We start from the raw sequence: 12569 nt of genomic DNA, 5'->3' as shown, positions 1-12569 counted from the left end.
ATTGGCTGCATCAGAGTGTGATGTTAGATAGCTTAGCAACGGTATTAATATCTTTATCACCGCGTCCTGACAGATTCACAAGCACCACTTGGTCCGGTGACATTGTTCTAGCCAGTTTTTCTCCATAAGCTAAGGCATGACTTGATTCCATTGCCGGAATAATGCCTTCTGTACGACAGAGCTGGTGAAATGCATGCATGGCTTCGTCATCTGTGATCGCCACATATTCAGCGCGTTTGATATCTTTTAACCATGCATGCTCCGGGCCTACTCCCGGATAGTCGAGGCCCGCTGAGATAGAGTGTGTTTCAACGATATTGCCGTCTTCATCCTGCATCAGGTAAGTACGGTTGCCATGCAATACACCAATCGGGCTGTTCGCAGTTAGGGGAGCAGCATGGCTTCCGGTTTCAAGCCCATGCCCTGCTGCTTCTACGCCAATCAGGCGCACGCCTTCAACATCAATGTAGGGATAAAAAATCCCCATCGCATTGGAACCACCGCCCACACAGGCCACCACAGCATCAGGCTGGCGACCCATCATTTCCTGCATTTGCTGTTTGGCTTCAATACCGATCACCGCCTGGAAATCGCGCACCATCATCGGATAAGGATGCGGACCGGCAACTGTGCCGATAATGTAAAACGTATTGGAGATATTTGTAACCCAGTCACGCATTGCTTCATTCAGTGCGTCTTTCAGGGTTTTAGAGCCGCTTTCTACCGGGATAACTGTCGCACCCAGCAGTTTCATGCGAAACACATTAGGCGCCTGACGCTTCACATCCTCGGCGCCCATGTAAACCACGCACTCTAGGCCCAAACGAGCAGCGATGGTTGCGGTTGCCACGCCATGCTGCCCTGCGCCTGTTTCTGCAATCACGCGCGGCTTACCCATACGCTTGGCCAACAAAGCCTGGCCTATAGTGTTATTGATTTTGTGCGCGCCAGTATGGTTTAAATCTTCGCGCTTAAGGTAGATCTGGGCACCGCCGATTTTATCGGACAAGCGCTTGGCATGATAAATAGGGCTTGGACGGCCAACAAAATGTTTGAGATCGTAAGCAAATTCAGCTAAAAACTCGGGATCATGGCGATACTTTTCATACATCAGCCGCAGCTCTTCCAGTGCTTCTACCAAAGTTTCCGCGACGAAAATTCCACCAAATGGACCAAAATGGCCATGTTTATCTGGCATGTCATACACTTGCATGCGTTACTCCGTATATCGTTCTGTTATTCAAACCGCCCCAGTGCATACCTTCTCAACCTGCATTGCGTCTTGCATCGTATTGGGTAACCTGCTGCATAAATGCTGCTATTTTTTCTGGGGATTTAATCCCTTTTTGCGCCTCTACACCACCGCTAACATCCACGGCATAAGGCTGAACCTGTTGCAATGCATCAGCGACATTCAGAGGATTTAATCCACCAGCCAAAACCAGTGGTTTTTTTAACCCGGAAGGGATCAATCCCCAATCAAATGTCTGGCCTGTCCCCCCAACTGCTTTTTCTGAAAAAGTATCCAGCAATAAGGCGGAAGCCGACGCAAAATCAAGCTCGCATTGTACCAAACTTACATCCGGTTTGACGCGGATTGCTTTGTAATATGGCAGATTAAATTTCTCGCAATAGTCCGCCGCTTCGTCGCCATGAAACTGCAGGCAATCCAGAGAAGTCGTATCGATCACCTCTTGCACCTCGCTGGCAGAAGCATTCACAAAAAGGCCAACCTTACCAACATAAGGTGGTAAATTTTTAATGATAGCCTGTACTTGGGCTGCGCCTACAGCACGCGGACTTGGCGCATAAAACACAAATCCGAGAGCATCAGCTCCGGCATCAATAGCCGCCCATGCATCTTCCTGCCTGGTAATGCCACAAATTTTAACTCTGGTTCTTTTCATATGCTTCATGGACCTTATTTAGTCCCACTTTGTTTCACAGGGTGGCAGTTGCCAATGCGTATCATAGGTCACGCCCGTAAAGTACAAGCCATCCGGCATAAACGTGGGGGGTGAAAGCGTTCTATCTTTACGCTGGAGCAACTCAGCAAATTCGGCGACCGTCAGTTTGCCTTGACCAACATAGACTAATGCCCCGAGGACATTACGTATCTGGTGTTGCAGAAAAGCATTTGCCTGAAAGCTGAAAACTATATGTTTGCCTTGCTGGCTTACTTCGGCACGGTGCATGGTCCGTATCGGGGAACTCGCCTGGCATTCACTGGCGCGAAACGCGCTGAAATCATGCTCGCCTAATAAGAATTCGGCGGCAAGTTGCATCGGTGCAATGTCCAACGGTCTATGGTACCAGCCTACACGACCGTGCTGGGTCGCTGGTGCCACCGTGTGGTTATAGAGCACATATTGGTAACTGCGTGCCTTGGCGCTAAATCGGGCATGAAAATCATCAGCGACTTCGCGCGCCCACAAGATACGTATCCATGGTGGCAAATGCGCATTGGTACCACGAACCCATGCACTTTGCGGCCGTACTACCGTCGTTTCAAAATGGGCAACCTGCATTAACGCATGGACTCCGGTATCAGTCCGGCCAGCCGCATGCAGCCTTACCGGCTCTCCACCAACCATTGCTATGGCATGCTCAATTGCATCCTGTACTCCTCGGCCATTAGGCTGGCTTTGCCATCCCTGAAAATAAGCACCATGATATTCAATGCCAATCGCAATTTTCATGGCGCATAGTATAAGGGCTGTCAGGTATAACACCTAATAGCGCAAAGCTTTGAATCAATATTTTCTTATTCGTGCAGGCTTTTGGCTGATCCATACCATTGCTATGCGTCTACTTCATCTTCAAATAAAAAGGCCGGAAAACCCGGCCTTGTTTTATGCAACTTTTGCAAGCAACTCACTAGCTCGTTGCCGCTGGCGTTCACCACCCTCGGTAAGCACTTCTTCGATCAATTCCTTGGCGCCTATCATATCTTCCATATCGATGTAGGCCTGGATCAAATCCAGCTTGGTATTAACCTCTTCTGGCTCACCATCAAACTCAACCAGGCTTTCCTCAGGCTTTTCTGTGACATCCAGTGAAATTTCAGGGAAAGCGGTCTCGGTACTGAAGGTTTCGGCAGGTACGCGACTGAGCACTTCGTCATCCACATTGTCGAGGCGGATATCATCGATATCGAGTGCATCCTCTTCTTCAGCAGTCTTGATAGTCGTATCATTTGGCCCTCCCAGCTCCAGCGAAAGCTCAGGTAGAGATTCAAACACAGCATCATCCGATGATAGCGTCTGCTCACCTGTCACCTGTGTAGCAGCCTGATTATCTCTGACTGAACTTGAAGAGTCGTCATCAAGATTCAGGGAGGGTAAGTCCAGCGCTTTTGGTGTTAGCTCTGCATCAACCACTGCATTTGGCGCCGATGTCTGCTCAATTGTTTCTTTTTCAGAGCTTTGTTCAAAGCGAAGTTCAGTATTAAGGTCTGGTTTCTCTGAGTCCTCGGACTGAGGTGCTTTTTCGTTAGCCAGAATATTTTCTTGCTGAACAGGCTCGATGATTAAATCGTCTGAAGGCGTTTCTAGCAATTCCGGCAAATTATCTGCAGGTTTGTTATCAGGATTATCAAAGTCTGTTTGTAATTCTGCAAATTTTTCCGGTTTAGTTTCTGTCAGTGAGGGTTCAGTAAATGTATTTACGCTTGATGAATCTTCAGTCGAAACTTCTACGCCTGCATTGCCCGCATTATCAGTATTATTTTTTTTGCTATTATCAGCTGGTTCGAATTCAAGCGCTGGCGCTTCAAAATTGAAGTGGTAGCCTTGATCTGCACTATCTGCTTCAACCACGGGTGTTTCTAGGCCGGTATTATCAAGCGCCGGCATCTGGTAAAGTGAATTTTCAGGATCCAGCTTCTGCCCCATCGCCACTACTTTAGACCAGGTCTGGTCATTAGGGCCGACATTGGCGTAAATCTCCCCAGCCAATGATTCAAATGCTCCCTTGTTAGCCGTGCTTTGGTAAATTTCAAGCAGCTTCAACTTAAGCTCCTGACGTTCGGGATCTTTTTGAATCGCATCTTTGAGAATTTCTTCTGCCTGCGCATCACGACCGTAAGCCATGTACACTTCGGCTTCAGCAATCGGGTCAACATCGTGTGAGTCGATCATCCCGCCTACACCACTTTGCGAGAAGTCGGTCAAGAAAGAGGTGTCACCAGAAGCAGCCTGGGTATCACCAAATACAGTGTTATTCTGCATTTCAGTCGCTGGTGAAGTCAGGATCGCATCTTCAAAGGTATCAATTTCTTTTTTACGGCGAATGCGGATCAGTGCCCAGACACAAATCAATATAGGTAAGGCAATCAAGGCCCATGGCAATATGGGACTGATTCCTTTCAAGCGCGCCAGCAGCACACGCATGAAAGATGGCTGCTCTGCTTCAATAGCAGGCTCAGCAGGAACAGGTTCTGTACTCGCTTTAGGCGAATCCTGAACAGCGGGTGCCGGTTTGCTTTCGGCGGGTACTGCAGGCGTTTCAGTAACCTGAGTGGCAGGTACTTCAGTTTTGGATTCCGGGCCTTGGGCTTCAGGTGTTTTGGTACCAGGAGCCGTAGCTTGTGCAGCATTTTTCTCCGCCTGCGCCATGGCATTATTTTTCATCTCTACCAGTTTTTTCATGTCGGCGACTTGTTTTTCAAGCGCTGCGGCACGCGATTGCTCTTCCTTGATAGCGTTTTCTTTAGCGATGGCTTCTTCTTTGGCAGCATTTTCCGAAGCTTTAGAAGCAGCTTTATCGGTTTGGGTGCCAGACTTTTCATCGCCGGCAGACAGCTTAAGTGTATCTTTGCCTGCTGGTACTTGTGGTACCGGTTTGTCCTGTGCACTACCAATTTTGCCAGCGGATTGCTGGGTGTTACCGCCGGTTTCACTGGCAGCAGACTTTTCCACTACATTGGACAAGGCATTTTTATACGCCACCCAATTTGTATTATGTTCGGCCACCAGATTTTTAGCCTGCTGGTTACTGATGGCATTTAAAGTGTCTTGATCCGGCATGCGGATGATCTTGCCCACTTTTAAACGGTTCATATTTTTACCATCAAACGCATCCTGGTTTGAGCGGTAAAGCGCTGCAAGCATTTGCTCGACACTGACGTTATCCGGTTTCATTTGCCGCGCGATGGCATACAGCGTATCACCTCGGTCAGTGGTGAGTGGGTCTGGCGTATCAACGTTTGCAGCGGATGGTTCAGGTTTGGGCGTTGGCTTGGGAGCCACGGCGCGGTTAGCTGGCGACTTTTTCGAAGCAGGCTTGCTTGTAACAGGCTGCTCAATGTCGGCTGCAGGCACCCTTTCCACTTTAGGTGTTTCAGCGGGGGCTTGCGGTTGTCCGGTCACGGGCAACCCTGATGATTCAGACACGTAGTTAGAATTAAATCCAGGAGGGTCCAGTAAGAGGGTGTATTCTTTGACCAGTCGCCCGGTCGGCCAATCTACCTGGATCAGCATATCCAGGAAAGCTTCGGTAATCGGTTGTGAACTGGTGAGCTTGAGGATGGGCTGACCCTTGCTATTGTTGCCAACCTCAATCTGAATATATGGGTAAGAAGCAGGTTTTTCCAGCATCTGATCCTGGTACACCTGATCAGCGGCTAGCGCGGCCTGGATACTATTTAATTCGCCTGGCGCAACCGCCAGCAATTCAATTTCTGCATTCAGTGGCTCCCCCAGTTTTGAAGTGGAGGTCATTGTTCCCAGACCTGCAGCGTGCGCAACAATTGCTGCGCTCAAGCTCAACCCCAGACTTAATGTAAAGGCTAATTTTTTTAATTTAAATTTAGGCACCGTTTAACCCTTGTCATTCATGGCGATTGTCAACATAGCATCAATCAGTAAGCCACGCAAGCACGCCAATTGCCACCCTGCTTGCCACAAACTTACCTTGCTTGGACTCTATCATCCATTAAACCTGAATGCATGCAAAACAAAAGCCCGAAAAGACCATGATTTTATTAACAAATCATGGCTTTACGGGCTGCAATTTAATTAATTACTTAAGCTTCAACCAGAATACGTAACATACGACGCAGAGGTTCTGCTGCACCCCAGAGTAACTGGTCGCCAACGGTAAAAGCTGACAGGTATTCGCCACCCATGGCCAGCTTGCGCAAACGGCCAACCGGGGTTGTTAACGTACCCGTCACGGCCGCAGGCGTTAATTCACGCATGCTGACTTCGCGCTCATTAGGAATCACTTTAGCCCACTGGTTGGCTTCTGCCAGCATCTGGTTGATTTCATCCAGCGGCACATCCTGGCGCAACTTCAGGGTTAAGGCTTGTGAATGGCAACGCATTGCACCAATGCGCACGCACAGACCATCAATCACAATCGGGTTGGCTTCACGACCCAGAATCTTGTTGGTTTCTACACCGCCCTTCCATTCCTCCTTGCTTTGGCCGTTACCCAGATCCTTATCAATCCACGGGATCAGGCTACCAGCCAAAGGCACGCCAAAATTAGAAGTAGGTAAATCAGCGCTCCGAATAGTATCGGCTACAGTTTTATCAATCTCAAGAATCGCAGAAGCAGGATCGCCCAACAAATTCGCCGCTGATGCATGAATCACGCCCATTTGTGAAATCAACTCACGCATGTTTTGCGCACCAGCACCTGAAGCTGCCTGGTAAGTCATCGAAGTGGCCCATTCCACCAGATCCGCCTTGAATAGACCGTTCAAAGCCATCAGCATCAGGGAAACCGTACAGTTACCACCAATCCAGTTTTTGCCACCCTGGCTCAATGCATCCTTGATCACACGCATATTGACCGGGTCAAGAATCACTACTGCATCTTTTTCCATACGCAAAGTTGAAGCGGCATCAATCCAGTGACCGTTCCAGCCACTGCTGCGCAACTGCGGAAAAATCTCGCTGGTGTAATCACCGCCCTGGCAAGACACAATCGCATCCATCTTGCTCAGTTCAGCAATATCCTTGGCATCTTTTAGCGCAGGCGAATCCTTGCCAACCTTGGGTGCAGCTCCACCCGTTTGTGATGTAGTGAAAAACTGCGGATCAATATCTGCAAAATCCTTCTCTTGCATCATGCGTTGCATGAGCACAGAGCCTACCATACCGCGCCAACCTACAAACCCTACTTTTAACATGTGATCTCGTTATTCTCGCCGGTCATCCCGGCATCAAAACATTATTCGGAGGCCTTTTTCTGCACAGCTTCACCAGCTTTTTCCATATCCTTGCCCACACCGTTCATGGTATTGCAACCTGCCAACACCATCGTCACAACCAATAGCATCATTAACCTTTTCATTTATTTTCTCCTTAAAATCAATCTCTGAAATTACCAAACTTCAACGGAAAATCCGTCACACTCTTTTTAACATACGCAATGGCATCCTGCAATAAATCGCGCTTGGCACCATTAACCCGCACTGTATCGCCTTGAATAGTGGCTTGCACTTTCATTCCGCTGTCTTTGATCAGCTTGGTGATTTTCTTGGCTAAGTCGCTATCAATACCATCTTGCACGCGCAGATCCTGTTTCACCTTGTTACCTGAGACTTTTTGTACGTCCTTGTGTTCAAGTCGCTTGGAAGACTCCGGTTCTTTCTTTTCCATTGCTGGAAGCAAAATATCTTTTATCTGGTCCAGTTGAAAATCATTGTCACCAAACAAGGTAATGACCTTGTCTTTTTCGTTAAATTCGACTTTGGCAGATGTACCTTTGAAATCGTAACGATTGGTGATCTGTTTAATTGAAGCATCAATCGAGTTTTTTAAGTTGACCATATCAACTTCAGAAGTAATATCAAAACTGGGCATCTTTGAAAACCTTTCAAGCGATGGCAGAGCAAGGCGTTAGCGGGCAGGCAGTACATTAATATTAAGTACGAAAAGCGCTAACAACACCGCTCTGCCGAGCAATCACACAATTATTCGAAATGGCAGACGTAGTCTACGGTTTCTAACACTTCAATATCAAAAGACGAATTACCCGCCACAGTGAATTTCTCACCTGCTTTATAAGTGGTCCAGTTTTCTTCATCTTTCAAGCGCACTTTACAGACACCATCATTGATTTCCATCAATTCTGGCGAGCCGGTATTGAAGGTCAAGGTACTCGGGAAAATTACACCCACGGTACAGCGTGTACCGTTCGGAAACAGCACAGTATGACTCACACACTTGCCATCAAAATAAACGTTTGCTTTCTTTTTAACGCTGACATTATCAAATTGTGCCATTTTAAATTCCTGATTAATTTCAATGTGTCGCCAATAAAAGCGCGACTATATCACACCTGAAAACTGAGCGAGCGCGATGCCATACAAGGCGCGCGCTGCCCGTTTACATCGCAGCCACGATCTGGTCACCCATTTCAGAACAGAATACACGCTTGGTGCCCTCTTCATAGATGTCACCGGTACGGTAGCCTGCTGCCAACACTTTCTTCACTGCATTTTCAATGCGGGTCGCTGCAGCTTCGTTATCAAAGCTGTATCGCAACATCATGGCCGCAGACAAAATAGTCGCAATCGGGTTCGCCAGGTTTTTACAAGCGATATCCGGCGCAGAACCGTGTGATGGCTCGTACAAGCCCTGCTTGCTCTCATTCAGCGAAGCAGACGCCAGCATACCAATCGAGCCAGTCAGCATGGAAGCTTCATCTGACAAGATATCGCCGAAGATATTGCCCGTCACCATCACATCAAACTGTTTAGGGTTACGGATCAGCTGCATGGCTGCGTTATCCACATACATATGGCTTAATTCCACTTCCGGATATTCTTTAGCGACATCAATCACGATCTCTTTCCAGAATTCGGTGGTTTCCAATACATTGGCTTTATCGACTGAACACAGTTTTTTGCCACGCTTCATGGCGATTTCAAACGCCACATGCGCAATGCGACGCACTTCCGGCTCGCTGTAGATCATGGTGTTGAAACCTTCACGCACGCCTTCTTCATTAGTGCGAATGCCACGTGGCTGGCCGAAATAGACATCACCGGTCAATTCACGCACGATCATGATATCCAGGCCGGCAACCACTTCCGGTTTCAAGGTTGACGCGTTCGCCAGTTCCGGGAATAGCACTGCCGGACGCAGATTGGCAAACAAACCCAAGTCTTTACGAATAGCCAGTAATCCGCGCTCAGGACGCAATGGGCGATCTAAAGTGTCATACTGCGGGCCACCTACAGCGCCCAGCAACACGGCATCCGCGGCCCTACAGATTTTCTGCGTGAATTCAGGGTATGGGTGACCGTACTGGTCATAAGCCTGACCGCCTAACGGAGCTTCGGTAAAGGTCATATCCAGACCATCTTTTTTCAATACTTCCAGCACGCGCAAGGCTTGTGCAACGATTTCAGGGCCGATGCCGTCACCGGGTAAAACTGCAATATTTAATGCCATAGGTTTATCCTAAATAATTATTCTATGATGTGAGAAGCCATCAGAAACCGTCGCGAGCAATTGAGTGACAAGGCACCCGGAGCACAGAAACCGGAATGTACAAAAGTACATGAGGATTACGAGCACCGCGTAACGAAGTCAATCAATTGCACAGCAGGTTTATATGGTTTCTAAGCGAATAGCCAGGGTTGGGCGGCTTTATGTTTAATCTCAAATGCCTTGATCTCATCCGCATGCTGCAAGGTCAGGCCGATTTCATCCAGGCCATTCAGCAGGTTGTGCTTGCGGGTCGGGGTGATCTCAAAGCTGAATGACTGACCTGAAGGCGTAGTCACCGTTTGTGAAACCAGATTGACATTCAGCGAGTAACCTTCATTTGCCTGGCACTCCTTGAACAGGATATCCACTTGTTCAGCAGAAGCGACAATCGGCAAGATACCGTTTTTGAAACAGTTATTAAAGAAGATATCAGCAAAACTAGGCGCAATAATCACGCGAAAACCCTGGTCTTCAATCGCCCATGGCGCATGCTCACGTGAGGAGCCACAACCGAAGTTATCACGCGCCAGCAACACCTGCGCGCCTTGATAGCGTGGCTGGTTCAGCACGAAATCCTTATTCAAAGGACGTGTGCTGCAATCCATGCCAGGTTCGCCATAGTTGGTATAGCGCCACTCATCGAACAGGTACGGGCCAAAGCCTGAACGTTTGATGGATTTCAGGAATTGCTTGGGAATAATCGCATCGGTATCGACGTTTGCGCGATCCAGAGGACAAACCAGACCGTTAATAGTGGTAAATGCTTTCATACGGTGTTCTCCTTTTATACGCTGCGCACGTCAACGAAATGACCGGCAATCGCAGCTGCCGCTGCCATTTCCGGGCTGACCAGATGCGTACGTCCACCAGGGCCCTGACGGCCTTCAAAGTTACGGTTAGAGGTTGAAGCACAACGCTCACCCGGCTCCAGGCGATCGGCATTCATCGCCAGGCACATGGAACAGCCTGGCTCACGCCATTCAAAACCTGCATCAATAAATACTTTATCCAGGCCTTCAGCCTCGGCCTGGCGTTTCACCTGGCCGGAACCAGGCACGACCATTGCCAGTTTGATATTGCCGGCGACTTTTTTGCCTTTGGCAACACCTGCTGCTGCACGCAGATCTTCAATACGTGAATTGGTACAGGAACCAATAAATATCTTGTCCAGCTTGATTTGATCAAGTGGCGTATTGGCATCCAGCCCCATGTATTTCAGCGCATTTTCGATACTGGTACGCTTGGTGGCATCGCCTTCCTGCTGCGGATCAGGCACATTCGATCCGATCGGCAACACTTGCTCGGGCGAAGTACCCCAGGTCACTTGTGGCGCGATTTCGGCGCCTTTCAGTTCAACCACCGCATCATATTGTGCATCTGCGTCTGATTGCAGGGTTTTCCAGTAGGCAACCGCCGTGGTCCAGTTTTCACCTTTTGGCGCATGCAGACGGCCTTCAAGATAAGCAGCGGTTTTCTCATCAGGCGCCACAATACCGGCACGTGCACCTGCTTCGATCGCCATATTACACAGCGTCATACGGCCTTCCATGGATAAACCACGGATGACTTCGCCCCCAAACTCAATCGCATAACCAGTGCCGCCAGCGGTACCTATCTTGCCGATAATCGCCAGCGCGACATCTTTAGCAGTCACGCCTTTACCAAGCTGACCATCCACTTTCACCAGCATGCGTTTGGACTTTTTAGCCACCAGTGTTTGCGTTGCCATCACATGCTCAACTTCAGAAGTGCCGATACCATGTGCCAGCGCACCAAATGCACCATGGGTTGAAGTATGGCTATCGCCACAAACCACTGTCATACCAGGCAGGGTCGTACCGTTCTCGGGCCCGATCACATGGATAATGCCTTGATCCTTGTTTTTGAAAGGAAAATACACCAAGGCACCAAATTCCTTGATATTGCTATCCAGTGTTTCCACCTGCAGGCGCGAGATTGGGTCTTCAATCCCTTTATCCCAATCTTTGGTCGGCGTGTTGTGATCAGGGTTAGCCACGATGGATGAATTGCGCCATGGCTTACGGCCAGCGATGCGTAACCCTTCATAGGCTTGCGGGCTGGTGACTTCATGCACCAGATGGCGATCAATATAAATCAGACAGGTGCCGTCTGGTTCCTCACGCACCACATGTGAATCCCATAATTTGTCGTATAGCGTTTTGCCTGCCATGACTGTTCCTTTCAAATCCAAGCTATCAAATCTTAATAAATTGATAAAACACGCGCAGAATACCTAAATTTTAATACCCTTACAAGAAGATGATTTATACTAGTATTGACACTAATAGGATAATAAAATCAAATGGATACAAGACGCCAGGAACTGGCTGAATTTCTGCAAGCGATGCGCCAGCGCGGTAGCCCTGAAGAATTCGGTTTTCCCTCAGGATCTCGCCGCCGCACACAAGGCCTGCGCCGTGAAGAAGTCGCGCAATTGGCCGGCATCAGTGCCACCTGGTATACCTGGATTGAACAGGCACGCGAAATCAATGTGTCGTCAGAAGCCTTGGATAGACTAGCGACTGCTTTAAAACTCAGCAAAACCGAGCGCAGTTATTTATTTGATATGGCCGACCGGCGCGATCCGCAGGCGCATCAGAGTGAAGTCGATACCGCCCCTGAAACATTAGTGGGTATCTTAAGCCAGATACAGGTCCCGGCTTACATAATGGGTCGCACGTGGGATATCCTGGCCTGGAATCAGGCCGCGACCAACCTGTTTAGCGGATTGCTGGATATCCAAGGGCCCGAAGGTCAGCACCCTAACCTGCTCCGGTTTGTGTTCGCCAATCCTGCCGCCAGGCAATTTGTCGTTAACTGGGAAATGCGTAGTCGTCGCCTTGTCGCCGAATTCAGGGCCGATTGCCGTTCGCGGTTGGAAGAACCGGAAGTGAAACAGCTGGTGGATGAACTCAGTACCAGTAGCGCTGAATTTGACCGCTTCTGGAAACAACATGATGTGCTTGAAAGACAAGGCGGAAAACGTGAATTTCAGCATCCTGATTTAGGATTGATCCAGTTTCAGCAAGTGACATTGAGACTGGTTGAACAGGAGCAACTTAAACTGGTGTTACTGCAACCTACCTGACAATGAATGCA

Annotated in this window: 12 protein-coding genes; 1 reads left to right on the top strand and 11 read right to left on the bottom strand. The window is 48.8% G+C overall.

Going from position 1 to position 12569, the window contains the following annotated elements; translation table 11 throughout:
* Positions 1-10: 10 nt before the first annotated feature.
* The 11 genes from trpB to leuC form a co-directional block, all read right to left on the bottom strand.
* Complete coding sequence (gene trpB, locus LPA26_RS02840) at positions 11-1213, bottom strand: tryptophan synthase subunit beta (RefSeq protein WP_055831253.1); 1203 nt, start codon at positions 1211-1213, stop codon at positions 11-13.
* A gap of 52 nt (positions 1214-1265) precedes the next feature.
* On the bottom strand, positions 1266-1907 hold the full coding sequence (locus LPA26_RS02835; RefSeq protein ID WP_229007254.1) for a phosphoribosylanthranilate isomerase: 642 nt from the start codon (positions 1905-1907) through the stop codon (positions 1266-1268).
* Positions 1908-1925: 18 nt separating this feature from the next.
* Positions 1926-2699, bottom strand: coding sequence for a tRNA pseudouridine(38-40) synthase TruA (gene truA, locus LPA26_RS02830; RefSeq protein ID WP_229007253.1), 774 nt, complete (start codon positions 2697-2699; stop codon positions 1926-1928).
* 153 nt (positions 2700-2852) lie between these two features.
* Positions 2853-5762 carry a FimV/HubP family polar landmark protein gene (locus LPA26_RS02825; protein WP_229007252.1) on the bottom strand — a complete coding sequence of 970 codons (2910 nt, stop codon included), beginning with the start codon at positions 5760-5762 and terminating at the stop codon, positions 2853-2855.
* A 263-nt stretch (positions 5763-6025) separates the two neighbouring features.
* Positions 6026-7138, bottom strand: coding sequence for an aspartate-semialdehyde dehydrogenase (gene asd, locus LPA26_RS02820; RefSeq protein ID WP_229007251.1), 1113 nt, complete (start codon positions 7136-7138; stop codon positions 6026-6028).
* 41 nt (positions 7139-7179) lie between these two features.
* Positions 7180-7302 (bottom strand): entericidin A/B family lipoprotein, encoded by a 123-nt coding sequence (locus LPA26_RS02815; protein ID WP_156376561.1) that lies wholly within the window; start codon positions 7300-7302, stop codon positions 7180-7182.
* Between the two features lie 17 nt (positions 7303-7319).
* Positions 7320-7814 (bottom strand): YajQ family cyclic di-GMP-binding protein, encoded by a 495-nt coding sequence (locus tag LPA26_RS02810; RefSeq protein ID WP_055831243.1) that lies wholly within the window; start codon positions 7812-7814, stop codon positions 7320-7322.
* Between the two features lie 110 nt (positions 7815-7924).
* Positions 7925-8236: a pyrimidine/purine nucleoside phosphorylase gene (locus LPA26_RS02805; protein WP_055831241.1), complete on the bottom strand. Its 312-nt coding sequence runs from the start codon at positions 8234-8236 to the stop codon at positions 7925-7927.
* Positions 8237-8339: 103 nt separating this feature from the next.
* Positions 8340-9410, bottom strand: a complete 1071-nt coding sequence (gene leuB, locus LPA26_RS02800; protein ID WP_229007250.1) for a 3-isopropylmalate dehydrogenase — start codon at positions 9408-9410, stop codon at positions 8340-8342.
* A gap of 170 nt (positions 9411-9580) precedes the next feature.
* On the bottom strand, positions 9581-10219 hold the full coding sequence (gene leuD, locus LPA26_RS02795) for a 3-isopropylmalate dehydratase small subunit (protein WP_229007249.1): 639 nt from the start codon (positions 10217-10219) through the stop codon (positions 9581-9583).
* A 14-nt stretch (positions 10220-10233) separates the two neighbouring features.
* The gene (gene leuC, locus LPA26_RS02790) at positions 10234-11640 is read right to left on the bottom strand and encodes a 3-isopropylmalate dehydratase large subunit (protein WP_229007248.1); all 1407 of its coding nucleotides are present in this window, start codon (positions 11638-11640) and stop codon (positions 10234-10236) included.
* Positions 11641-11772: 132 nt separating this feature from the next.
* On the opposite strand from leuC, the gene LPA26_RS02785 reads away from it, so the two are divergent.
* Entirely contained in the window at positions 11773-12558 is a 786-nt protein-coding gene (locus LPA26_RS02785; RefSeq protein ID WP_229007247.1) for a helix-turn-helix transcriptional regulator, read from the top strand.
* The last annotated feature ends 11 nt before the right edge of the window (positions 12559-12569 follow it).

The sequence above is a fragment of the Methylophilus sp. Leaf408 genome (assembly GCF_916856905.1).
Taxonomy (GTDB): Bacteria; Pseudomonadota; Gammaproteobacteria; order Burkholderiales; family Methylophilaceae; genus Methylophilus.
This window is presented reverse-complemented; position numbering and strand designations above follow the sequence as displayed.

What these genes read in the sequence shown, in the direction of transcription:
- trpB (WP_055831253.1), bottom strand. Translation starts at nt 1,213, where the DNA reads ATGCAAGTGTATGACATGCCAGATAAACATGGCCATTTTGGTCCATTT.
- LPA26_RS02835 (WP_229007254.1), bottom strand. Translation starts at nt 1,907, where the DNA reads ATGAAAAGAACCAGAGTTAAAATTTGTGGCATTACCAGGCAGGAAGAT.
- truA (WP_229007253.1), bottom strand. Translation starts at nt 2,699, where the DNA reads ATGAAAATTGCGATTGGCATTGAATATCATGGTGCTTATTTTCAGGGA.
- asd (WP_229007251.1), bottom strand. Translation starts at nt 7,138, where the DNA reads ATGTTAAAAGTAGGGTTTGTAGGTTGGCGCGGTATGGTAGGCTCTGTG.
- LPA26_RS02815 (WP_156376561.1), bottom strand. Translation starts at nt 7,302, where the DNA reads ATGAAAAGGTTAATGATGCTATTGGTTGTGACGATGGTGTTGGCAGGT.
- LPA26_RS02810 (WP_055831243.1), bottom strand. Translation starts at nt 7,814, where the DNA reads ATGCCCAGTTTTGATATTACTTCTGAAGTTGATATGGTCAACTTAAAA.
- LPA26_RS02805 (WP_055831241.1), bottom strand. Translation starts at nt 8,236, where the DNA reads ATGGCACAATTTGATAATGTCAGCGTTAAAAAGAAAGCAAACGTTTAT.
- leuB (WP_229007250.1), bottom strand. Translation starts at nt 9,410, where the DNA reads ATGGCATTAAATATTGCAGTTTTACCCGGTGACGGCATCGGCCCTGAA.
- leuD (WP_229007249.1), bottom strand. Translation starts at nt 10,219, where the DNA reads ATGAAAGCATTTACCACTATTAACGGTCTGGTTTGTCCTCTGGATCGC.
- leuC (WP_229007248.1), bottom strand. Translation starts at nt 11,640, where the DNA reads ATGGCAGGCAAAACGCTATACGACAAATTATGGGATTCACATGTGGTG.
- LPA26_RS02785 (WP_229007247.1), top strand. Translation starts at nt 11,773, where the DNA reads ATGGATACAAGACGCCAGGAACTGGCTGAATTTCTGCAAGCGATGCGC.